Genomic DNA, 23,627 nt, shown 5'->3' on the forward strand with positions numbered 1-23,627 from the left:
GCGGGCACAGACCCGCCTGAAAGCTATAACAAGAGACCATACCGCACAGCATCGTAAATGCCTGCGTGAATATTGCGGCTCGCGATGGCGTCGCCAATGCGAATCACATCATAGACACCATCGGGATTGCGGACCGGCAAAGGGCTCTGCTGGCTGAGCAACGCGTCATAATGGACTGCGCCAAGATTGCGTGAGTTGGGTTTGAGATCGAGATAAAGGTCCGCCATGGGCAGTGTGCCGTGTTCCACCACCACCTGCGCCACCCGCCGCTCCATTCGCGTATCCGCGTAATCCGATCCGAGTGTTGCAACCAGCCCGTTGCCGTCGCGCCGCACGGAAACAAGCCGCGTATTGATGGTGACCCGCACGTCAGGCTTTGCAAAAGCGCGAGCATAGGGAACGTGGTTCATGCCGCCGATTTCGGGCGCAAACATCCGCTCCGGCGTCACAATCTCCAGTTCTGCGCCGGTGGCTGCAATCAGCTCGGCAGCAGTCATGCCCGTATGGGCGCCGTTATCGTCATACAGAAGCACAGGGCCTTCCGGCTTGATTGCACCGGCTATAATGTCCCAGCTGGATGTGACCAGATCGTCGCCTGCCTCTAGCGGAGGGTTCTGCGCGATGCCGCCGGTCGCAATCACAATGAGATCCGGGTTAAAAGCCAGGACGTCCGTCGTCTCGGCAAAGACGTTGTAATGAATGGGTACGCTGAGACGCTCCAGTTCCGCCAGCCGCCAGTCGACAATGCCGATCAGCTCGCGTCGGCGCGGATTGCGGACAGCCAGAAGAATTTGCCCGCCCGCTTGCCCACTTGCTTCCAGCACGGTCACGTCATGGCCGCGCTCCGCCAGAACGCGGGCGGCTTCCAGTCCGGCCGGGCCTGCGCCCACCACCACAGCCCGGCGCTTTGGCCCCGTTGTGCGGGCAATGATATGAGGAATGGTTGCCTCGCGGCCCGTTGCCGCATTGTGAATACAGAGCGCACCGCCGCCCTCGTAAATTCTGTCGAGACAATAGGTGGCACCCACACAGGGGCGGATTTGGCTCTCCCGCCCGTCCAGAATTTTGCTGACAATGTGCGGATCGGCGATATGGGCGCGGGTCATGCCAACCATATCGAGTTTCCCTTCCGCAATGGCATGGCGGGCTGTGGCCACATCGGCAATGCGGGCGGCATGAAAAACCGGAAACTGCGTTGCGGCCCGCACCTCGCCCGCAAAATCCAGATGCGGTGACGCGGCCATGCCCTGAATGGGAATGACATTGGTCAGGCTCGCATCGCTATCGATATGGCCGCGAATGATGTTGAGAAAGTCGATCTGGCCCGATTGCACCAGACGATGGGCAATCTCCACACCCTCCTGCCGCGACAGGCCCTTCGACCAATCCTCGTCTGCCACCATGCGCATACCGATAATGAAATCGCGGCCCACCGAGGCCCGCACCGCGTCCAGCACCCTCCTGGTGAAGCGCAACCGGTTTTCGAGACAGCCGCCGTAGTCGTCGTCTCGCTGGTTGGTCGCAGGCGACCAGAACGCATCCATCAGATGTCCATAGGCCTCGAATTCGATGCCATCGAGCCCGGCCTCCTGCATCCGCGCTGCCGCGTCGGCATAATCACGCACGATCCGCTCGATATCCCAATCCTCGATCTCCTTGGGAAAGGAGCGGTGGGCCGCCTCGCGCACCGGGGACGCCGACAGCACCGGCAGCCAGTCTCCCTTGTTCCAGCCGGTGCGACGCCCGAGATGGGTCAGCTGGATCATCACCGCCGCACCGTGCTCGTGACAGTCGTCGGTCAGACGCCTCATCCATGGAACGATTTCATCGCTATAGGCGTGGAGATTGCCGAACGCAGGCGGCGAGTCGCGCGAAACGATGGCCGACCCCGCCGTCATCGTCAGCGCCATGCCGCCCTTGGCTTTTTCCACATGATACAGCCGGTAACGATCCTTGGGCATGCCGTCTTCGGAATAAGCGGGTTCATGGGCCGTGCTCATCAGCCGGTTTTTCAGCGTCAGATGCTTCAGCTGGAAGGGCTGCATCAGCGGGTCGTTGGAGAGTTGTGTGCTTTGCGACATGCGGCGGTTCCCTGTTGTTTTACAGGGATGGTACGCCGGAAACACCAATCCGCAATGCCTGAATACGACATGGTATCAAGACGCTGTGAAAGCGTAATTTACGGATGGTAGGTGCGCTGGAGATAGGCCTGTGTGGCTGCACTATCGACCGGGCGGGCGTAGAGATAGCCCTGCCCCATGCGGCACCCGATGGCCTTGAGCGTCTGTGCTTCCGTCACTTCCTCGATGCCTTCGGCCACGACGCCGAGCTTCAGACCCTCGCACATGGCAACGACAGCGCGGATGATATGTTCGGAGGCGTGATCCCTGCCGAGCCCCGACACGAAGGCCCGGTCAATCTTGACCTTGTCAAAGGTGAAATCCCTGAGGCGGCCCAGGCTCGACTGTCCGGTGCCGAAATCGTCCAGCGACAGGCCAATTCCCGATGCACGCAACTGCGCGATAATCCGTTGGGCAATATCGGCATCGGCCATCACAGCCGTTTCCGTAATTTCCAGTTCCAGCCGATGGGGTGACAAACCGGCACGCTCAATGATTTTCAGCAGCGTATGGGCGGTTGCCGGATTGGTCATCTGGGCCGATGACAGGTTGAAGGACAGAAACAGGTCCGGTGGCCAGCTCAATGCGGCCTTTGCCGCCTTGCGCAACAGAGTTTCAGACAGGGAGTCGATAAAGCCGCGCTCCTCGGCCAGTTTCACGAACCGCTCCGGCGACACGAAACCCAAATGCGCATCGTGCCAGCGGGCCAGCGCCTCAAAACCCAACACGCGCTCGGTGCGCATATCGACAATGGGCTGGAAATGCACATCCACCTCATCGGCGATGATGGCGTTGCGCAAGGCCTGTTCCAGCTCGGTTGCCTCGCTCATCTCCTGCGCAATTTCCTGCGAGTAAACGGTGATCTGTGCACGCCCGCGCCGTTTGGAGCGGTACAAGGCCGTTGCGGCGCTCTTGATCAGGTCTTCCACATCATTCCCGGCAAAGGGATGAATGGCAAAGCCAAACGATGCGGACAAGCGCACGTTGCGGCTTCCCAGTGCGAAGGGTGCCGACAGCACATCGCGCAGCATGGTGCCGATTTTTTCCGCGCCGGTACGCTCAAACACCAGTGGCAGCACGAAGCCGAACTCATCCTTGCCCATGCGCATGACGCTTGCCCCTTCGGGAATGCAGGCACTCAGGCGCTGGGCAACCTGCCGCAGAATTTCATCCCCAGCGGCAGGGCCGAACAGATCATTGATCGGCTTGAAGCCATCTAGATTGGCAAGGCCGATGGCAAAGGGGGCCGGATCGCTGGCGCGCTCGCGCACCACGGCGCAGACCTCGTCTCGCAGCCGCATGGCGTTTCCCAATCCAGTCAAAGGGTCGCCGGTTAAGGGGTTTATAGCGGTCAGACGGTCACTCGCCATACCACGCTCCAGAATGCGATTTGAAACCCCGATCAGATCAGAGGGCAATGCTGTCTTATCGTCTTTGGACAGTGGCGCATACATGCCTTCGCTCCCCTTCATTTAGGGAGTTGACATGTAGGGCGGGACCCATTCCCATCCTCCAGACCATATCGCTCGAACATCCGCTCGATCATGTCGGGGCTGACCGGTTTGGTGATATGGTCATCCATTCCCGCAACACTCGCTTCACCGGCCGGGAAATCTTTCTCCACGGACACCACCGCCACGATCGGCATACGGGTGGCGGTTTCCGTCGCGCGAATCCGTCTTGCCACATCCAGACCGCTGACCTGAGGCAGGGTCAGGTCCAGAAACAGCATGCGCGGCCTGTGTTTGGCTGCAAGGCGTAGGGCTTCACTGCCATCGGCCGCGATCCGGTAGGTGAGACCAAGCGTATCCAGAATTTGGGAAAAGACGAACTGGTTGATGCGATTGTCCTCAGCCACTAGCACGTCGATCCGGTCATGGCTGGCGGTGGCCGCAGAGGCGAGGCTCCATTCTGCAAAATCAACCACATTGCTGCCAAGCGGCTGAGGAAGGGAAACGGGACTGTCGGTGCCACGGGTGATCATGTGCTGCAGAATGGTAGAGATCGGCTGGTCCGATTGGATCGGCACATAGGCCATGGGGCCCGTTCGGTCGAATGCGGGAAGACCGACAAAATCCTGATCGACCAGAGCAAGATCGATTGGCAAATCCAGATGCGCTGCCTGCTCCATGAACATCTGGTATTCATCCGCTGAGCATACGGCGCAGGCATCAAATCCCCAGACACGCAATTGCGGCAAAAGCTGCGCCTCAAACAGCCTGTTGGCCGTTACCACCAGCACGCGCTGGCCCTTTAACGCTTCGGGAACCGGAGGTCCGCTTTTAAACAAATCCGCCAGTTTCATGTTGCGGAAGGGATCGTAGAAACTGGCTGCGGGCTTGAAGATCGAGTAATCCTTGAGACGCAGCTTTCCAAAACGCTCCCCAAAACGCGCATTGGCCCCGACATGTCCGGAGGATCGTGCACCCTCCTCCCCCTCCCAGATGGCGATGTCGGTCACATCTTCCATGCTGGTGATGATGAAGTACCGGCCGGGCTTGCCCAGCCGGTACTTGCGCACAATGGCCCAGAAATCCTGCCCATCGGCGCGCACCAGATGCTGGGGAGATGCGGACGGCTGCCCGGTCTGCAACACATCGGTGTCCAGCGCTTCATCTTGTCTGGCAAATTCGGCTTCCAGCAGATCCCAGGCTGTGCGGCCGAGCATATCCCCACGCTCCAGCCGGTGGATCGCACAAAACGCGCGATTGACGGCGCTGATGATGAGATTCTGATCCTTGATCACAAGCGGATTGGGAAGGCTGTCGAGAATGTCCTCGGTCAGCGCGATGCGCTCGGCATCCAGTTCCTGCTCCTGCTCACGCTGGCGGCGCTCGGTTATATCGGTGAGGTACAAAAGGCCGTAGCCGCTGGACAGACGGCGCTTGTGGATATGAACCCAGCGGTTGTTCTGGAACCGCTCCACCGTTTCGTACCGTTCGCGCCAGTGGTACGCCACCTGCCGGGAAATCCAGTCCTCACGCCCAAGCTGACCCGGTCTTCGCTCCACAGATGTGCCTGCCCGCAAGCCCGAATCGTGCACTGCGCCAAGAAAGTCCCGCAGGCGCGTGCCCGGCAGCAGAAACTCGGTGGAAATATTGTAAATATTCAACACCTGACGGCTGGCGAACATCAGATGATCCTCACCGTTGTAAAGCACCATCGCCGTTCCCGTTGCTTCGCAACCGGCTTCGAAAAGCGCCCTCTGGATGCCGGCGTCCAATGACGCAACATCAATCATTGCATTGTCCCCGGTCCACCGCTGGCCCGTTGCGAGAGCATTTCCGATGGACAGATGGTCACCGTCAATTCTCTAAGTTTGCTTACCGCATTGTTCGAACGCCAACGCAATCGCGCTTTTGCCGGAAATGCTTGCTAAACATGCTGGATTTGGTGAGCGTCTCGTGCGTGATACCGGCAACCAGCATTGCCGCGACCATCGAAAAGCCCTCGCCTGTTTCATTTCAGACAGCGCATATTCGCAAATGAACATTAAAGACGAATTAAGTGGCGGCGTTTATCCACAGACTTGTGGGGTAGATATACGCATCGCTCAAAAGGAATGCGATTTCAGCTGTTAATGGACATGCTATAGAAAACACCATGACCATCAGACAACTCTCCGAAACGCTTATCAACCAGATCGCGGCTGGCGAGGTTATTGAACGGCCCGCAAGTGCCGCAAAGGAACTGATTGAAAACGCAATCGACGCCGGGGCAACCCGAATCGAGATCGCCACCGCCGGTGGCGGCAAAACCCTGCTGCGGGTGAGCGATAACGGCTGCGGCATGACGGCGGACGAACTGGCGCTGGCTGTGCGCCGCCACTGCACCTCCAAGCTCGACACAGGCCTGTCCGATATCCGCACGCTGGGCTTTCGCGGCGAGGCACTGCCATCCATCGGCTCCGTTGCGCGGCTCACCCTGTCCAGCCGCCCGGCTGATGCGCCGCATGGCGCGGAAATTCGTGTGACCGGCGGCAAGATGGATGCGGTGAAGCCCGCCGCCGCCAATATCGGCACCGTGGTGGAGGTGCGCGACCTGTTTTTTGCCACACCCGCACGGTTGAAATTTATGAAAAGCGAGCGCGCCGAGGCGGGCGCGATCACCGAGGTTGTGCGCCGCATGGCGATTGCCTTTCCGTCGGTGCGTTTCGTGCTGTCAGGGTCGGACCGCACCCTGCTCGAACTGCCCGCCACCTGCGATGACCGTCTGGCCCGCATCGCGCAAATTCTTGGCAAGGATTTTCGCGAGAACGCCATCGAAATCGACGCGGAGCGTGAGGGAATCTGTCTGACCGGCTTTGCGGGCATACCCACCTTCAACCGTGGCAATTCGTTGCAACAATATGCGTTCGTCAATGGCCGCCCGGTGCAGGACAAGCTGTTGTGGGGTGCGTTGCGCGCCGCCTATGCTGAAACCATTCCGCAGGGGCGTTATCCGGTGGCCGTGCTGTCAATTACGCTTGACCCAGATCTGGTGGACGTCAACGTGCACCCAGCCAAATCCGATGTGCGGTTTCGCGATCCCGGCCTGATACGGGGCTTGCTGATCGGCGCAATTCGCGAGGCCTTGGCGCGCGAAGGGGACCGCGCCGCTACGACCGGTGCCGATGGCTTGCTGCGGGCGTTTCGCGCGCAACCGATGTCAGGTGGGCCATCCTGGAGCGGGCCGAACACCTATCAGACTGTGCGCACCCCGCCATGGCAGGCGGCTGCCTCGCCCTCGCGACCGCTGGAGATGAGTGTGTCTTCCCCGGCGTTCGGTGAAACGCCACAGCACGGGTTTGCGGAGTTTGCTGCTCCATCGGCGCGCGCCGTCGAGGTGGCACAGGAGGATGTGCCGATTGTGCAGAACCCTCTGGGTGCAGCCCGAGCACAATTGCACGAAAATTACATCGTGGCTCAAACAGCGGACGGGCTTGTGATTGTTGATCAACATGCGGCCCATGAGCGGCTGGTGTTTGAAGCGATGCGCACCGCGATGAATTCCCGGCCCATTGCGGCGCAGGCGCTTTTGATTCCCGAGATTGTCGATCTGCCGGAGGATGACTGCGACCGGCTGGTGGCCCATGCGGACGAATTTTCGCGTTTAGGCCTGGGTATTGAGCGATTCGGGCCGGGCGCGATTGCCATTCGCGAGACGCCATCCATGCTGGGAGAGATGGACGCTGTGGCGCTGGTACGCCAACTGGCGGATGAACTGGCGGAATGGGATACGGCGGGAGGGCTGGCCAAAAAGCTGGATTATCTGGCAGCCACCATGGCCTGCCATGGGTCAGTGCGCTCCGGTCGGCGGTTGCGACCGGAAGAAATGAACGCGCTTTTGCGCCAAATGGAACAAACACCCGGTTCTGGCCAATGCAACCATGGTAGACCGACCTATATTGAGTTAAAGCTGGCTGATATAGAGCGCCTGTTCGGGCGAAGCTGATTGGGACTGTAACGATGATGAACCGGCATGAAGGCGGCGCCAGCCGTCCGGCAAAAATCCATTATCTCGATGGCGATTTCGAGATTCTGCTGCACGGCTCGCATGTGACCTGCGCCATGACGGGCAAGAACATTCCGCTGGACGAGTTGCGCTACTGGAGCGTCGCCCGGCAGGAAGCCTATGCCAGCTGCGAGGATTCGCTGGAGGCGGAAAAACGCGCCGGTCGATTGCCGAACCAGTCGCGCTAACCAGTTAGCGTCGGACACTATCGATCAAAAGCTTGATAAGAACCGTCTTGTCGGCGGGCGGCCTATCGCCTGCTGCACCGTCGTGATCAATCTGCCTATCCAAAAACAGAGTGGCATAGCCGTGAACGGCTGACCAGAGCGCGGATGCGATGATGGCTGCTGGAAGCTCCGCTTTTAAGCTCCCGGTTGCCTGTCCCGCAGCAACCTCTTGCTCAAGCCGGGCAAAGGCTGCCATTGCCGCCTGCGTCAATGCAGGAAAGTCTCCGCGCTCACACAGGTCCGGGTGAAACAGAATACGGTATGCACCGGCATTCGCACACGCAAAATCGATATAGGCAAGGGTCATGGCTGTCAGCCGTTCCGGCGCGGTTGGTCCGGCTCCGTTGGCTGCTGTCGCCAGAGCCTCATCCAGCGCAATGAAGCCGCGCGTAGCCAGCTCACCCAACAGCGCGCGTTTATCGCGAAAATGCCGATAGGCAGCAGCATGGCTGACGCCGAGGCTCAAGGCGAGTTCGCGTAAGGAGAACTCCGATGAGGCACGCTCGGCAATCAGGCTGGATGCGGCCTGCAACAAGCCATCAGCCAGATCCCCATGGTGGAAGGCTGATTTCATTGTGTTGTGAATTCCAATGTTGACACTGGTAACTTTCCGGGTCTAACTAATGTTACCCACTGTAACATTGGACGCAACAATGTCAAAAATTCTGATCTTGAATGGCAATCCAAAAGCAGAAAGCCTGTGCAAAGCCATTGCACAGGCGTACGCAAGCACAGCGCTAGAGGCCGGGCACGAGGTTCAGTCTATTCATATTGCCGATTTGCAGATGGATTTTGACCCACCAAACTATCGTGCCACCACGCTAACGGAGGGCTGGGTGAAGGAGGTACAGGCGGCGCTTGTGTGGAGCGAGCATGTGGTCATCGTGACGCCACTCTGGTGGGGAGGCGTTCCAGCCCAGCTTAAGCACCTGTTCGACCGCGTGCTGCTGCCGGGCTTTGCCTTTCGCTATCGCAAGGACAGCGTGTGGTGGGACAGGCTTTTGAAAGGGCGATCTGCCCGCGTGATTGTGACAGCGGATACGCCGCCCCTCTACTTTCGGTGGGTTTTGGGCTGGCCCTTGGTGCGCCAGCTGAAACGGCAAATCCTGGGATTTTGCGGGTTTGATCCGGTTCAATTCACCGTTTTTGGTCCAGTGCGAAACAGTTCGCAAGAGACACGAAAAGGTTGGTTGGCGCAGACAAACAAACTGGCGAGACACGCTCTATAACCGAGCTTTGAAACGCCTGTGGTTTGCGGCTTCCATCGTCGCACGAATGATCTGATCTGGTGCATTGGGGGAATCGAAAACGAGGTCGATATCCAAAACCAAACTCGAATTCAGCAGATCGGGCGCGCGTCCACCTGCCCCGTGCAGCCGCGCACGGTCCTTGGCGGTGGTGGCCAGTTGCAGGGAGTCGCGGGCGGCATCGTTGAGCAGGTCGGCCATTTCTGCGTCTGTCAGCATATGGTGATCGGGAAAGCTGCGGGTGCTCTTGATGGTCGCGCCCATCTCGTCCAGTGACCGGAAAAACTTTGTTGGATCGGCAATGCCGGCCCAGGCCAGAAGCGGTTGTTGCAACAAGCCCGCATTGGGGCGGCTGGAAATGCTGGCGCGATAAATCGGCTTTCCCGCCCGCGCCATGCGGCGCACCAGCGGCTCGGCACCTCTTTCCCCACCCACCACGAGAAGAGCGGATGCATACGGAAGCTGACCCACTAGCGGCGCGCGCAGCGGCCCGGCGGGCAGAACCTTGCCGTTGCCAAGTCCGCGACGGCTGTCGGCAACGATCAGCGCGAAATCGAAATGCACCTGTGCGCTCTGAAATCCATCATCCATGATGATGAAGTTAGCCCCCCGGGCAACCAGTTCTGCCGCCCCTTGCGCGCGCTTGCGCGAAACGACTGTCAGAGCGTGCGCGGCAAGCAGCAAGGGCTCATCGCCGACATCGCCGGCACGGTGTTTGACGGGATCAACGACCGTCGGCTTTTTGACCCTGCCACCGTAACCCCGGCTGAGAAAACCGGGGATCAAACCTTTCGCCTTGGCAGCCTGTGCCAGCGCTATTGCCGTTGGGGTTTTGCCCTGCCCGCCGACGGTAAAGTTGCCGACGCAGAGAACGGGAACCGGAACCGCGTGACGCTCTCCGGTTTTCAGGCGCTTTTGCGCAAGTGCCCCATAGATCCGCGAGAGCGGCCAGAGACCACGCGCTTTCCAGCCTGGGCTTTGCCACCAGAAATCCGGTGCGTTTGCCATGCTATTAGAGCGCCGTGCGCCCATTCGGGCGCGCAAAGGTCGCTCTAACTCTTTGACTCTGCGCATCAGGCTCACCGAAAATCGATTCCGATTTTCGGGCCGATGCTGTAGGCCGCGTTCTGTTTGAGAATGTCGCCAAGCTCGGTAATATCGTTCAGGCAGTGATCGCTGGCGGCACTCAGCGATGCGGGGGAACCGGTTCCCGTCAGCACGGCTACGGTCAGGCCCGCGCCCGCATTGCGCCCCATATGCAGATCATGGTTGTTATCGCCCACCACCGCGACCTCCTGCGGGGCGAGACCCGTGGCCGCGCAGAATGCCAGCACCATTCCGGGCTCCGGCTTGGTGCCATAGCCGCTGTCATAGCCCGCAACAAAATGCAGAAAATCGGAAAAACCAAAACGTGCCGCCGTCTGGCGAATGGAAGCCTCATTGTCGCTGGAGGCGACGCCTAGCTTGTAGCCCTGCGCGTGGAGGCTCGCAAAATAGGGCTGAAGCTCGGTGACAGGCACGGCAAGGCTGGCGGAATTGGCAAAGAGATGGTCCAGCGTGGCGCGCAACGTCTCCACATCCCACGGTGCACCGGCTGCGACCATGCCCGTTGCAATTTCCACCGTATTGCCTGCGGCCAGCAGGCTATCGGGCATGACATGGCTGGTTTTGGGGTCCATGCCACAGGCAAGCAGCAGCGTATCGGCAAGCGCCGGATCGCCACGGGCGGCAAGTTTGGCCAGTTCGTAATTGACCGGTACCCAGCTTTTGGCATAGTCCAGCAAGGTGCCGTCCTTATCGAACAGAATGCCCTTGATCATACTTACCCCTTCACTGCTGGAGCCTTGATTGCTGACGGGGCAATAGCCGCGCCTTCACCGTCAATGGGTTGATGTAGGGTTCCAGCCCCTTGATGGTGGCCGCCAGTGCACCGCGCATTTCATGCACCGTTTCCTGGCCCGCCTCGATCATGGTGCGGCGCATATCCTCATTGTTGAGAAGATAATGAACGCCCTTGGCCAGCATTTCCGTGTCGCGCACCATGCGGGCACTGCCATTCTTGGCCAGCCGTTGGTAGCTGTCGCGGAAGTTCTGCACATTGCCGCCCGAGAGAATCGCGCAGCCCAGCATGGCCGGTTCCAGCGGGTTCTGCCCGCCCTGCGCAAACAGCGAGCGACCGACGAAACACACCTCGGTCATGCGCAGATACAGCCCCATTTCCCCGATGGTATCGCCGAGAAACACATCCACATCCGGTGTCAGCACATCGCCACGCGTGCGGCGCGCGACCTTCAGGCCCATCTCGGTAAGGGTCGCTTCAATAGCGTCGGACCGCTCCGGGTGGCGCGGTACGATGATGGTCAACAGCCCATCGCGCGGTTTCAGCGCCAGTTGCACGGTACCTGCGGCTTTTTCCTCGCCCTCGAAGGTGGAAATCGCGGCCCAGGTGGGTCGCTTGCCGATCTGCGCCAAATAGGTATCCAGAACTGCGCCATCATAGGGCGGCGCGTCGGTATCAACCTTGAGATTACCCGAGACCATAACCGGCAAGGCACCCAGTGTGCGGAACCGCTCCGCATCCACCTCGGACTGTGCAATCACCAGAGCGAGGTTTTCGAACAGGGCATCGGCCAGAAACGGCCGCTTTTTCCAGCGAGCGAAGGTGCGGTCCGACAGGCGACCATTGACCAGCACCTGTGGAATATGGCGGCTGCCAAGCTCCATCATGGTCAGCGGCCAGATTTCCGATTCCGCGATGATTGCGAGGTCGGGATGCCATGTATCCAGAAAACGGCTGACAGCAAATTGCAAATCGAGCGGCACGTACTGGTGGATAACGGTGTCACCCAATCGCTCGGCAACCACACGGGCGGATGTGGTGGTGCCGGTCGTCAGCACCACATGGATACCGCGACGGCGCACTTCGCGCACCAGCGGAATAACCGCAATGGTTTCGCCCACGCTGGCAGCGTGAAACCAGACCAGCGGCCCCGCAGGTCGCTCCGCCCCTGCATACCCGTAGCGCTCGCGACGGCGCGACCGATCTTCCTTGCCGCGCATGGTGCGCAGCGCCAGATAGCCGCGAATGAGCGGATACAGCGCCACACCCAGCCAGCGATAGCCGGTCAGGGTGGCTTTCGCCAATGCGCTGCTCATTCAGCCATGCTCCCACCCCCCATGCACAACCTGACAGTCATACGATTGCCGTTATCAAGCGTTCTGCGGGTCCAGCAGTTTGTGAAGATGAACGATGAAATACCGCATATGCGCGTTGTCAACGGTCTGTTGCGCCTTGGATTTCCAGGCCGCGAGCGCGCTGTCGTAGTCGGGAAACACGCCGACGATATCAAGGCCGTCCAGATCCCGGAACTGCACTTCGCCAAGCGTCTTCAACTCGCCGCCGAACACCATGTGAAGGCTTTGTTTCTTGTTCGCATCCGTCATGTCATCGATCCTAACGTGTTAGACAAGTGTTTGCTGCATTCACCTGAAAAGGTCAATGGTTCTCCAGCGCCTGTGCCGCCGCCACCAGTGCCGCGATACCACGCTCGGGCGCTGCGCACAAAACGCTGTGGCGCACGGTTGAGCGGTTATAGGTCAGCGGCTTGCCATCCAGCGCCGTCAGGCTGCCACCGGCCTGTTGCAGGATGAGATCGGCAGCGGCCAGATCCCAGTCATGCGAATTGGTCTTGACGATAGTGCCATCGATCCGCCCATCGGCAATCATCACCAGCCGGTAGGCCAGCGAGGGCACATGGCCGATGCGGTGCACGCCGGCGCGATAGCCGTCCTCCAGTCCGGTAATCATATCGGCAGCCGAAGCAAATTGCAGCAAGCCCGTCTCGCGCGGTGGGTGAACGTGGATGGGCTTGCCGTTCAGCAACGCCACGCTGTCACTGGTTGCCTGATATAGCTGGCCCAGAACGGGCGCATACAGCGCCGCAGAAATTGGACGGCCACGATGCACCACGGCCACGCACACGCACCAGACATCCAGCCCCTCAATAAACGCGCGCGTGCCATCAATGGGGTCAACCACGAACACGGTCTCATGCGTCAGGCGCACCTTGTCGTCGTCGGTTTCTTCCGACAGCCAACCGTAATCGGGCCGTGCGGCCAGAAGCATCTCTTTCAAAATATCGTTGGAGGCAAAATCCGCCGCGCTGACAGGGGACTTGTCGCCGTTTTTCCACCAGACTTCCGGTTTTTTGCCAAAGAACTCCATGGCCTTATCGCCCGCGGCCCGCGCGGCAGCGGTGATCAGCGTCAGATCCTCAGACAAGGAATAGGAAGTTTGGGGTGCAGTCAAAGTCATCGGGTCATCGTCCTTCCAAAGGCGCACGCAGGATTGCCGCGCCTTGGCCGTCTTCCCCCCATTTGAACCACGCCTCTCCCAAAGCGGTGCTTTCACAGTCCAGCGAGTGTCATACCTTCGATAGCCAGTGTGGGGCTTGCGTGCCCATATTTGCGGTCGATATCGCTGGCGGGTGTCAGCGCCATAAACATCTGCTTCAAATTGGACGCCAGCGTGACCTCCGATACGGCAAAGGTCAGTTGACCATTCTCGATCCAGTAGCCAGATGCTCCGCGGCTATATTCGCCTGTCACCATATTGACGCCCTGGCCGATCAATTCGGTGACATAGAAACCGTTGGCGATGCCGCCGATCAAATCTTCGCGCGAAAGCGTGCCCGGCTCCAGCGCCAGATTGGTCGAAGTCGGCGAGACCGATGTGCCGCTGCGCGAGCCGCGTCCATTGGTGGGAAGCCCAAGCTCCCGGCCCGTGGAGGTAGACAGGAACCAATGGTTCAGAATGCCATCCTCGATCATTGCCAGCTTCTGCCCGGTAACGCCTTCACCATCGAAGGGCCGGGACGCGGAGCCGCGCACCACCAGCGGGTCGTCAGTCAGCGTCAGGCCGGATTTCAGCACCTGTTGGCCCATACGGTCGCGCAGAAAGCTGGTCTTGCGGGCAACCGATGCGCCATTGATGGCACCGGCAATGTGGCCAACAAAACCGCGCGCCACGCGTGGATCAAACACAACGGTCACATTCTGCGCGGTTGGCACCTGACGCGGGTTCAGGCGCGCCACGGCGCGCTCACCGGCCACGCGGCCGAGCTTGTCCGGCGCATCGAGATCGGCGAAGAACAATCGGCTGTCGTAATCGTAATCGCGCTCCATGCCTGTGCCTTCGCCTGCGATCACACTGACGGAACGACCGAAACGCGTGCCCATATAGGACCCGGAAAACCCGTGGGATGTGACCAGCACCATGCCGCCCATGCCCGCAGACGTGCTGGCACCGCTGGAATTGCTGACGCCGCTGACCGCTAAAGCCGCCTCTTCCATGGCAAGGGCGGCATCGGTCAGTTGCTCGGTCGACACTTCGGTGGCGTCGAACAGATCAAGGTCCGGATAAGATTTGGCCAGCCGGTCTTCATCGGCGAGGCAAGCATAGGGGTCTTCCGGCGAGGCCTTCGCCATGGCGACGGCGCGCTCTGCCAGCACTTTCAGATCAAAACCGGGATTGGCCGAAACACTGGCGACGCGCTTGCCGACAAACACGCGCAGCGAGAAATCGTCACCCTCTGAGCTTTCGGTGTTTTCGACCTTGCCGAGCCGCACAGAAACCGAGCGCGAGCGGCCACGGACAACCACGGCATCGGCCTGATCGGCACCAGCAGTGCGGGCCAAATCGATCAGTTCTTCGGCGCGATTTAAAAGTAGCGCCGAATCGAGGGTATCGGACATGATTTTGCCTTTCATTCCAGCCCCATTTATTGTGCACTGGCCACCGCATCAAGGGGAAACACCTTGATTCCCCATAACGAGACAAGGTTTTCGCGGAAATGACCCGATGAGCACAGAGCCAGCGTTTTACTCCGAGTCCCTCATGCTGCTGGGTGGCGCAGTGGTGGCTGCTCCGCTGTTCAAAAAGCTGGGGCTTGGAACCGTGCTCGGCTATCTCGCTGCCGGTATCATCATCGGCCCGCTTTTGCACAAGATCACCGACGGCATCGAAATCCTCGGTTTTGCTGAACTCGGCGTGGTGTTTCTGTTGTTTGTCATCGGGCTGGAGCTGAAACCCTCACGTCTGTGGCAGATGCGGCGCGATATTTTTGGCCTTGGCATGGCGCAGGTGGTGCTGACGGGAGCGGCCCTGTCCGCACTTGTCTATGGTTTGGGGCTTCTAGACTGGGCCGGTAGCGTTATCGCCGGGTTTGGTCTGGCCTTATCGTCAACGGCATTTGCGCTGCAAATCATGGAGGAAGCGGGTGAAACCAACACCGCCCACGGTCGCCGGTCGTTCTCGCTGCTCCTGTTTCAGGACATGGCCATCGTGCCGTTGCTGGCGCTGATTCCGCTTCTGGCGTTTCAGGCACCCAACGATCCGACGCCGCCGTGGGAGGATTTCTCGATAGCGGTGGCTGCCATTATCGCCATGGTTCTCGCAGGCCGCTATCTCCTCAATCCGCTGTTCACCGTGCTGGCCCGCACCGGTGCGCGCGAGGTGATGATTGCAGCCGCCCTTCTGGTCGTACTGGGCTCGGCGACGCTCATGCAGCTTGCCGGACTATCGATGGGTATGGGCGCGTTTCTAGCGGGCCTTCTGCTGTCCGAATCCTCCTACCGGCACGAGCTGGAAGCCGATATCGAGCCGTTTCGCGGCATTCTGCTGGCGCTGTTTTTCATGGCAGTCGGCCTGTCGCTGGATCTGGACGTGATTGCGCAAAACCTCTTGCTCATCGCTATCGCCGTACCCTGCCTGATGGTTGTGAAATCGCTCATTCTCTACGTCATTTGTCGCCTGACCCGTTCCAGCCATAATGATGCGGTGCGCATTGCGCTGTTACTGCCGCAAGGTGGAGAATTCGGCTTCGTGCTGTTTTCGGCGGCGGCGGCGGCGGGCGTGTTTTCGCTTAGTACCAGTTCGCTGTTGATTGCGATTGTGACCCTCTCCATGGCGCTGACCCCTGCGGCTTCCGCGCTGGCCGGGGTGCTGCAAACGGAAGCTGTGCGAGAAGAGATGGAGGAAGATTTCGATGGGGCCGGCTCCGATGTGTTGATGGTGGGCTTTTCCCGTTTCGGCCAGATTGCAGCCCAAATCCTGCTTGCGGGCGGCTCCAATGTCACGGTCATCGATTACTCTGCCTCCCGTGTGCGACAGGCGGCAAGCTTCGGCTTTCGCATCTATTTCGGCGATGGCACCCGCAAAGATGTTTTGCGCGCGGCGGGGATTGAACGCGCGAAGATTGTTGCCGTCTGTACCCATAAGCCCGAATTGACCGACAAGATCGTAGAGCTTGTAAAGGCCGAATACCCCAATGTGCGCCTGTTCGTCCGCTCCTATGATCGCATCCACACGATTGCGCTGCGCGCCAAGGGCGTGGATTTTGAAACCCGCGAAACCTTCGAATCCGGTCTTGTGTTTGGCCGTCGCACGCTGGAAGAACTGGGCCTGCGGGAGGACCGCGCTCTCGCCATCATGGACGATATCCGGCGGCGCGATGAGGCACGGCTGGAATTGCAAGCCGTGGAAGGCATTACCGCCGGGCGCGATATGCTGCACAGCAAGCCGGTAAAGCCGGAGCCGCTGATCAAGCCGAAACGAGATACCGCAGAGCATATCGCCGAGCCGACGGGTGTGATTGCGACGCCTTATACGGGCTCGTAACGATAAAAATGAATGCGGGTTTCCCCGAAAGCCCGCATATCCAATGGCCTGAACGCGGGTGGCAGGACCGGCTGCATATCCGTCCGCTCCTCCAGAATGGCGAGCGCGCCATTCACCAGCCAGCCGCCCGTGCTGGCCGATATCAGAGCCGCCTCCCCCAGGCCCTTGGCATAGGGCGGATCGGCGAAGACCATATCAAACGGCTCCATGGTGCCAGCGGGCCCAAGGTCCGTCGCATCGCGGCGAAACACCTTGGCGCGGCCCTGCAAGCCAAACGCCTCGATATTTTCGCGCAGCAGGCCGCGTCCTTCGACGCTGTTTTCAACAAACAGGCCGAAGCGACAGCCACGCGAAATGGCCTCCAGCCCAACCGCGCCCGTTCCCGCAAAAATATCGAGAACGCGTGCGCCGTTAAGTGCCTCTGGATAGGCGTGGCTTATGATGTTGAACAGGCTTTCGCGGGTTCTGTCCGTTGTCGGGCGGATGGCGTCCGACTTGGGAGACACCAGTGACCGCCCGCGAAATTCACCGCCGACGATCCGCACCGCGTGCCCCGCTTGGTTTGCCGCCGGATGGTTTTCCGCCATAGGGCTTATCACCGCCAGAGCGGCCACCGCTTGGTTTCTCACCAAACGACTTGCCGCCAGACGGTTTACCACCGAAGGACTTGGCCCCCGACGACTTACCGCCAAAAGGCCTGTCACCGGAAGGCTTGTCGCCGAAGGATGGCTTGCCACGCGGCTTATCGCCAAACGATTTCGCGCCGAATGGTTTATCACCCTCACGCCGTGGCGGACGGTCGCCATCGCGTGGCGGTCGGCTGTCGTCGCGCGGCGGACGGCTGCCCTCGCTACGGGGGCGATCACTGCGGGGTGGGCGATCACCAAAGCCACGCGGGCCTTCACTGCGGCCAAAGCCGCCGCGTCTGCGTTCCGCTGCCGCTTCTTCCTCGCGGTTGATTTCAGTGGAGCGAATCCATTCCCGGCCATCATCCGCACGGTTGACGATCACGCGCGGGCCGCGATCGGGCCGCTCCGGCGCGCCGGATTTCTTGCGATCCGGGTCGAATTTGCGCACGATTGGCGCGCCATCCTTGGTACGACCAAACCGCTTGGCGCGTGGAACCGTATCATTGCGCTCGCGGCGCACAGGGGTCGCGGCCTCTTCACCCTCGACCTTCGGTTTTTTCTCCGCAATCGGGCGCGCACCGGGAGCCATCCAGACATTGGCCTTGCGGGCACGAAAACCGGGCTCGCGTTTTGGACCATTCTCAAACTTCGGTGCATCGAACGCTTTACCGCCCGCACCACCGCGCTCCCCGCTGTTGCGGTCGGGGCGACGATTACCGGCATGGGCATCGCGTTTGGTATCAAGACGACCCAGCGCCCGTTCACGGCGGTCCTCCGGCTTGTCGCGGAAGCTGCGCGGCTCTGCCCGGTCTGTCTTGTCTGCCTTGGGCGACCATTCGGACTTCGCGGGCTTTGCGTCTTCGTCCGGGGTATTGTCATAGAGAGGCGCGTCGAAATTGGCCTTCGCCTCTTCAATCAGGCGCGGTCCAAGCTGGTCACGCAGGGTGCGGCCCTTGATTTCCTGAACGGCGCCCTCCGGCAGTTCGCCAAGCTGGAACGGCCCGTAGGAAATGCGGATCAGACGGTTGACGTCCAGACCCAGCGCGCCCAGTACGTTCTTGATTTCGCGGTTCTTGCCTTCGCGTAGCGCCATCGTCATCCAGACGTTTGCGCCCTGCGTGCGGTCCAGCGTTGCCTCGATACCGCCGTACAAAACGCCATCGACAGCAATACCGTCCTTCAGCGTATCCAGTTTTTCCTGCGTGATTTCGCCATGGGCGCGCACGCGGTAGCGGCGCAGCCAGCCTGTGGCAGGCAGCTCCAGAACGCGCGACAAGCCGCCATCATTGGTCAGCAGCAGAAGTCCTTCGGTGTTGATATCCAGACGACCGATGGACAGAACGCGCGGCAAATCCTTGGGCAGACGCTCAAATACCGTCGTGCGCCCTTCGGGGTCGGCATTGGTAGTCACCAGACCTGCAGGCTTGTGGTAGAGCCACAGGCGCGTGCGCTCGATGCCACGGATCGGCTCGCCATCCACCTCGATCTTGTCGGCCATGGTGGCGTTGACCACGGGCGTATCCAGAATCTTGCCGTTCAGCTTGACGCGGCCTTCCATGATCATCCGCTCAATGTCGCGGCGCGAGGCCACACCAGCGCGGGCCATGATCTTGGAAATACGCTCGGGCTTGCCCGTATCGGTGGTCTCAGCATAAGCGCTCACCCGTGGCGTTACCGATTTGGGGCGCTCCGCGTCCTTGAACGGACGATCACCTTTCGGCTTGCCACCACCGGAATAGGGCTTTTTATCGGACCCTGAAAACTTCGTTCCCAGACGCTTGGGTCTACCCTGGGGCCTAGCGGGGGGCTTGTCATTGAATGTCATTTGATATTTGCCTGTGTTTTACCGTTTCCTATCAGGTCAAGCGGTCCGGGTTAAGAGGAATTCTCGCGTGACGGGCACAATAAAGTTCATGGATGCAGCGCTTGAAGAGGCCCACGCTGCCAAAAAACGCGGCGAAGTGCCCATCGGCGCTGTGCTGGTGCTGGACGGAAAGATCATTGCGCGCGCCGGAAATCGCACCCGTGAACACAACGACATGACGGCGCATGCGGAAATTGTCGTGATGCGTGAAGCGTGTCGCATCCTTCAACAGGAGCGCCTCACGGGTGCCGATCTCTATGTCACACTGGAGCCCTGCACCATGTGTGCGGCGGCTATTTCCTTCGCCCGTATCCGGCGGCTGTACTATGGCGCGGCGGACCCGAAAGGCGGCGCGGTTGACAGTGGCGTTCGCTTTTACACACAACCCACCTGCCACCATGCGCCGGAGGTGTATTCCGGCTTTGCCGAGCAGGAAGCCGCCACGATTCTCACGGACTTCTTCAAAGAAAAAAGGGACCGGCTGTAACCGGTCCCTTTAAATGTCATAGTGCATAACCTAGAAGGGCCACCAACCGCCCTTATTGCCGCTTTTCGCCATTTCGGCTTCTTTCTTGCGCCGCTTTTCCTTGTCTTTCTCCGGCGTACCGAGATCGGCTTCGGCACCGTCTGGCAGCTTGCGGTATTGTACCGGCGGATCACTCAACAAGCGGCGCTCATCCGTGCGGTAGCTTTCCTGCTGGCTGCGCGCCTGCCGGAACGTCTGCATCTGCTGGTTGATGGGCGTGCGTGCACGAGCGGCGCGGCTCGGGTCCATGGCAACCGCATCCGGCTGCACGGAGTTGCCACCGGTTAGCAATGGCGAGCGATACAGGCGGTTGCCTTGATTGGCATCGGCTTCATCGATCAGGCGGCGGCGGGTATCTTCCGGCGACTCGATCCACTGTGGATTGTCCTTGCCCGCAACGGACTGTTGCGGCTGCACCAGTTCCCCACCCTTGGGGGGCTGCACGAGGCCGGGGCGCGGCTGGTACTTGACCGGGGCCTTGTTGTCGCCCTGACCAAGCGATGCGACGGAGCCAAGGTCATCAACCAATTGCGCGCCTGCCGTCTTGTCGGTTCCGTAGGTAGGGCCCACGCAACCGCTTAAGACAACCGCGCTCGAAAGCAGGCAGGTCAGACTGGCGCAGATTCGAAACGCCTTTGCCCGAAAAACTCGTGTCATTCGCATAAAAACCCTTCCCGCGCCCCGCACCATCTTCGTGCAGCCTCCCCTGCCGGGGAATTTGGTCCAATTTCAGGCAGGTTTAACGGATGAAGGCACAAAGTGCAATCATCCGTTAACAATCACATGCCGAGTTCGCGCAATGCCGCGGCATCGCGCGCCGAAACATCCGGGTACTGCGGATCGGAGCCCACATCGGTCGTCACCCGCCATGAGCGGGCGCATTTGGTGCCTTCGGCCAGCTTCGGCTCGACGCTCACATGCGCAACCTCGTCCAGACGGAAGGCCTCTGTGGGGCCTTCATCGCCCACAACCGTAATGTCGGATGTGATGCAGGTTTCCGCAAAATCATGGCCCTGCAAGGCGGCCAGAAGGTCCGGATCTGCCACATGCACGACAGGTGCGGCTTCCAGCGACGAACCAATCCGCTTTTCACGGCGTTCAATTTCCAGCGCGCCGGTCACAACCTTGCGCACATTGCGGATCAACTTCCACTTGGCGGCCAGCGCGTCATTGCGCCACTCTGCAGGCACCGCCGGGAACTGTTCCAGATGGACCGACACAGCGTCGGGCTTCAGCGACAGCCATGCTTCTTCCGTGGTAAACGGCAGCATCGGCGCAAGCCAGGTCACGAGGCAATCGAACAGCTTGCGGATGACGCAGAGGCTGGCGCGGCGGCGCAGGCTGGACGGGCCATCGCAATACAGCGCGTCCTTGCGCACATCGAAGTAGAAAGCCGAAAGCTCGATGTTGGAAAAGTCGATCAGGGCACGGGTGATGCGCTTGAAATCGAACGCATCGTAGCCCTCGCGCACCAGCGCATCCAGTTCCGACAACCGGTGCAGCATCAACTGCTCCAGTTCCGGCAGATCAGCGAGCGCAATCTCCTCGCCATTATCATGGGCCAGCGTGCCGAGCATCCAGCGAATGGTGTTGCGCAGCTTGCGATAGGCATCGATATTGGTCTGGATGATCGCCTTACCGAGGCGCTGGTCCTCCCAGTAATCGGTGGTCATGACCCACAGACGCAGGATATCGGCACCCGACTGGCTCATCACCTCCTGCGGCGCTACCACGTTGCCGAGTGATTTCGACTGTTTGCGCCCCTGCTCATCCATGGTGAACCCGTGGGTGATGACCGAATTATAGGGCGCGCGGCCACGCGTGGCGCAGCTTTCCAGCAGCGAGGAATGGAACCAGCCGCGATGCTGGTCGGACCCTTCCAGATAGACGTCGGCAGGCCATTTCAGGTCCGGACGGTCTTCCAGCGTAAAGGTGTGGGTGGAACCGGAGTCAAACCACACGTCCAGAATATCCTTGACCTGAACCCATGCCTCACCGGCGCGTTCGCCAAGGAACCGCTCACGCGCACCCTCCGCGAACCAGGCATCCGCGCCTTCGGACTCGAACGCTTCCAGAATGCGTGCATTGACGGCGTTATCCACCAGAACCTCGCCATTCTCATCGGCAAACACGCAGATCGGCACGCCCCATGCGCGCTGACGCGACAGCACCCAATCGGGACGACCTTCAATCATGGCGCGCAGGCGGTTTTGACCGGCAGCGGGCACGAAACGGGTATCATCCACACCTTGAAGCGCGCGAGAGCGCAATGTGGTGCCATCCCCCAGTTCCTTGTCCATATAGACAAACCACTGGGGCGTGTTGCGGAAGATGACCGGCTTTTTTGAGCGCCAGGAATGCGGGTAGGAATGCTTGAGGCGACCACGGGCAAACAGGGCGTTTGCGGCGATCAGAGCCTTGATGACGCGCTCGTTGGCATCGCCTTTTTTGCCCTTGTCATCGAGCACGCGGGCCGGTCCGCCTTCGGCGTCCGGTCCAAAACCCGGCGCATCGGCGGTGTAGAAGCCTGCATCGTCCACGGGGAACGGAATGCGGCTATCGATACCCTTGGCTTCCAGTGTGCGCACCGATGCGGTCCACGCGTCAAAGTCTTCCCGGCCGTGGCTTGGCGCGGTGTGGACAAAGCCTGTGCCCGCGTCATCGGTGACGTGATCACCATCCAGCAGCGGAACCTTGAAATCGTAACCAAGTGCAGCAAGCGGATGGGCGCAGATCATACCCGCCAATTCGTCAGCACGAACATCTCTGATCGGTTCAAGTTGTAGCTTGGCTTTCGCTGCACAATCGTCTGCAAGACGCTTTGCAAAGATTAGCTTATCATCAACCTTCGGACCGAAATCGTTTTCCGTGCTTGTAACCCGGTAGATTCCGTAGGCAACCCGTGGGGAAAAAGCGATAGCCCGGTTACCGGGTATCGTCCAAGGTGTTGTGGTCCAGATAACGACTGAGGCACCCTCTAAGATGCGGCCTTGCAGGCTAGCGTTTGCGCGATTTTCGGTTCCGTTTCCTTCACCATCGAGTTGGTCGTGCACAATGCCGCTAGATACAATCGGGAATTTCACCCAGATCATATCGCTTTCAACATCGTGATATTCGACTTCGGCTTCCGCCAGCGCCGTGCGCTCTACCACCGACCACATCACCGGCTTGGACCCACGATAGAGCTGGCCACTTTTGGCGATTTTCAGCAGTTCGCCGGCGATACGGGCTTCGGAATGGAAGGCCATGGTTGTGTAGGGGTGCTTGAAGTCGCCCTCGATCCCCAGACGCTTGAACTCTTCGGATTGAACGGCGATCCAGTGCGCAGCAAATTCGCGGCATTCCTGACGGAATTCGTTGACCGGAACCTCGTCCTTGTTCTTACCCTTTTCGCGGTACTTTTCCTCGATCTTCCATTCGATCGGCAGGCCGTGGCAATCCCAGCCCGGCACATAGTTGGCATCGTAGCCGCGCATCTGGAACGAACGCGTGATGACATCTTTCAAGATCTTGTTCAGCGCATGGCCAATGTGAATATTGCCGTTGGCATAGGGAGGACCATCGTGCAGCACGAACTTTTCGCGGCCCCGGCCGTCCTCGCGCAGCTTGTCGTAAAGGCCCATCTCCTGCCAGCGGGCCACCATTTCCGGCTCTTTTTGCGGCAGTCCGCCGCGCATGGGAAAATCGGTTTCGGGCAGGTTCAGGGTTTTGGAATAGTCGATCTTATTGGTCTGTTCGGTCATGATCTCGGCCAGTTCTGAAAGCGCCTCTTGCAAGGCAGCTTTATGCGATGCGCAAAAAAATATGGAAAGCGCTTTACAAGCGCTGGAAACCCGGACCCTC

Annotated in this window: 19 protein-coding genes; 5 read left to right on the forward strand and 14 right to left on the reverse strand. The window is 60.0% G+C overall.

The genetic code is table 11. The features are described 5' to 3' along the window. Window positions 1-23: 23 nt before the first annotated feature. The 3 genes from IFT84_RS02180 to IFT84_RS02190 all read right to left on the reverse strand — a co-directional run bounded on the left by IFT84_RS02180 (window position 24) and on the right by IFT84_RS02190 (window position 5,361). Entirely contained in the window at window positions 24-2,081 is a 2,058-nt protein-coding gene (locus tag IFT84_RS02180; protein ID WP_192116994.1) for an NADH:flavin oxidoreductase, read from the reverse strand. A gap of 98 nt (window positions 2,082-2,179) precedes the next feature. Next, on the reverse strand, window positions 2,180-3,490 hold the full coding sequence (locus IFT84_RS02185; RefSeq protein WP_192117562.1) for a putative bifunctional diguanylate cyclase/phosphodiesterase: 1,311 nt from the start codon (window positions 3,488-3,490) through the stop codon (window positions 2,180-2,182). A 98-nt stretch (window positions 3,491-3,588) separates the two neighbouring features. Continuing rightward, window positions 3,589-5,361 (reverse strand): response regulator, encoded by a 1,773-nt coding sequence (locus tag IFT84_RS02190; RefSeq protein ID WP_192116995.1) that lies wholly within the window; start codon window positions 5,359-5,361, stop codon window positions 3,589-3,591. A gap of 362 nt (window positions 5,362-5,723) precedes the next feature. Between IFT84_RS02190 and mutL the strand changes: the two genes are divergently transcribed. Both mutL and IFT84_RS02200 read left to right on the forward strand, forming a co-directional pair. Then, window positions 5,724-7,553, forward strand: a complete 1,830-nt coding sequence (gene mutL / locus IFT84_RS02195; RefSeq protein ID WP_192116996.1) for a DNA mismatch repair endonuclease MutL — start codon at window positions 5,724-5,726, stop codon at window positions 7,551-7,553. Between the two features lie 17 nt (window positions 7,554-7,570). Next, on the forward strand, window positions 7,571-7,801 hold the full coding sequence (locus IFT84_RS02200) for a DUF2093 domain-containing protein (protein WP_192117563.1): 231 nt from the start codon (window positions 7,571-7,573) through the stop codon (window positions 7,799-7,801). Between the two features lie 4 nt (window positions 7,802-7,805). Here the strand turns inward: IFT84_RS02200 and IFT84_RS02205 are convergent, their stop codons facing one another. Next, on the reverse strand, window positions 7,806-8,414 hold the full coding sequence (locus IFT84_RS02205) for a TetR/AcrR family transcriptional regulator (protein WP_192116997.1): 609 nt from the start codon (window positions 8,412-8,414) through the stop codon (window positions 7,806-7,808). A gap of 79 nt (window positions 8,415-8,493) precedes the next feature. Between IFT84_RS02205 and IFT84_RS02210 the strand changes: the two genes are divergently transcribed. After that, a complete protein-coding gene (locus IFT84_RS02210) occupies window positions 8,494-9,069 on the forward strand; it encodes an NAD(P)H-dependent oxidoreductase (protein WP_192116998.1) in 576 nt (191 codons plus the stop codon). Here IFT84_RS02210 and lpxK read toward each other — a convergent pair. From lpxK to IFT84_RS02240, 6 genes are all read right to left on the reverse strand, one after another. Further along, window positions 9,064-10,095: a tetraacyldisaccharide 4'-kinase gene (lpxK, locus tag IFT84_RS02215; protein ID WP_192117564.1), complete on the reverse strand. Its 1,032-nt coding sequence runs from the start codon at window positions 10,093-10,095 to the stop codon at window positions 9,064-9,066. The two genes, IFT84_RS02210 and lpxK, sit on opposite strands and share 6 nt — an antisense overlap. Window positions 10,096-10,166: 71 nt before the next feature. Next, entirely contained in the window at window positions 10,167-10,907 is a 741-nt protein-coding gene (locus IFT84_RS02220) for an HAD family hydrolase (RefSeq protein WP_192116999.1), read from the reverse strand. A 10-nt stretch (window positions 10,908-10,917) separates the two neighbouring features. Beyond that, entirely contained in the window at window positions 10,918-12,243 is a 1,326-nt protein-coding gene (waaA, locus tag IFT84_RS02225; protein WP_192117000.1) for a lipid IV(A) 3-deoxy-D-manno-octulosonic acid transferase, read from the reverse strand. A 54-nt stretch (window positions 12,244-12,297) separates the two neighbouring features. Then, window positions 12,298-12,531 (reverse strand): DUF4170 domain-containing protein, encoded by a 234-nt coding sequence (locus IFT84_RS02230; protein WP_192117001.1) that lies wholly within the window; start codon window positions 12,529-12,531, stop codon window positions 12,298-12,300. A 52-nt stretch (window positions 12,532-12,583) separates the two neighbouring features. Beyond that, on the reverse strand, window positions 12,584-13,402 hold the full coding sequence (locus tag IFT84_RS02235; RefSeq protein WP_192117002.1) for a 3'(2'),5'-bisphosphate nucleotidase CysQ: 819 nt from the start codon (window positions 13,400-13,402) through the stop codon (window positions 12,584-12,586). Between the two features lie 92 nt (window positions 13,403-13,494). After that, window positions 13,495-14,841 (reverse strand): TldD/PmbA family protein, encoded by a 1,347-nt coding sequence (locus IFT84_RS02240; protein WP_192117003.1) that lies wholly within the window; start codon window positions 14,839-14,841, stop codon window positions 13,495-13,497. A 106-nt stretch (window positions 14,842-14,947) separates the two neighbouring features. Here IFT84_RS02240 and IFT84_RS02245 point away from each other — a divergent pair, with 106 nt between their 5' ends. Next, a complete protein-coding gene (locus tag IFT84_RS02245; protein WP_192117004.1) occupies window positions 14,948-16,765 on the forward strand; it encodes a monovalent cation:proton antiporter-2 (CPA2) family protein in 1,818 nt (605 codons plus the stop codon). Here the strand turns inward: IFT84_RS02245 and rsmD are convergent. Beyond that, window positions 16,750-17,310: a 16S rRNA (guanine(966)-N(2))-methyltransferase RsmD gene (gene rsmD, locus IFT84_RS02250; protein ID WP_192117005.1), complete on the reverse strand. Its 561-nt coding sequence runs from the start codon at window positions 17,308-17,310 to the stop codon at window positions 16,750-16,752. The two genes, IFT84_RS02245 and rsmD, sit on opposite strands and share 16 nt — an antisense overlap. Further along, a complete protein-coding gene (locus IFT84_RS02255) occupies window positions 17,291-19,219 on the reverse strand; it encodes a pseudouridine synthase (protein WP_192117006.1) in 1,929 nt (642 codons plus the stop codon). Before IFT84_RS02255 ends, rsmD begins: the two co-directional genes overlap by 20 nt. An 88-nt stretch (window positions 19,220-19,307) precedes the next feature. Between IFT84_RS02255 and IFT84_RS02260 the strand changes: the two genes are divergently transcribed. After that, a complete protein-coding gene (locus tag IFT84_RS02260; RefSeq protein ID WP_192117565.1) occupies window positions 19,308-19,745 on the forward strand; it encodes a nucleoside deaminase in 438 nt (145 codons plus the stop codon). Window positions 19,746-19,775: 30 nt separating this feature from the next. Here IFT84_RS02260 and IFT84_RS02265 read toward each other — a convergent pair whose 3' ends face one another. Both IFT84_RS02265 and ileS read right to left on the reverse strand, forming a co-directional pair. Further along, window positions 19,776-20,447, reverse strand: a complete 672-nt coding sequence (locus IFT84_RS02265) for a hypothetical protein (RefSeq protein ID WP_192117007.1) — start codon at window positions 20,445-20,447, stop codon at window positions 19,776-19,778. Between the two features lie 116 nt (window positions 20,448-20,563). Continuing rightward, the gene (gene ileS / locus IFT84_RS02270) at window positions 20,564-23,527 is read right to left on the reverse strand and encodes an isoleucine--tRNA ligase (RefSeq protein ID WP_192117008.1); all 2,964 of its coding nucleotides are present in this window, start codon (window positions 23,525-23,527) and stop codon (window positions 20,564-20,566) included. Window positions 23,528-23,627 lie beyond the last annotated feature (100 nt).

The sequence above is a fragment of the Rhizobium sp. CFBP 8762 genome, from assembly GCF_014841565.1.
Taxonomy (GTDB): Bacteria; Pseudomonadota; Alphaproteobacteria; order Rhizobiales; family Rhizobiaceae; genus CFBP-8762.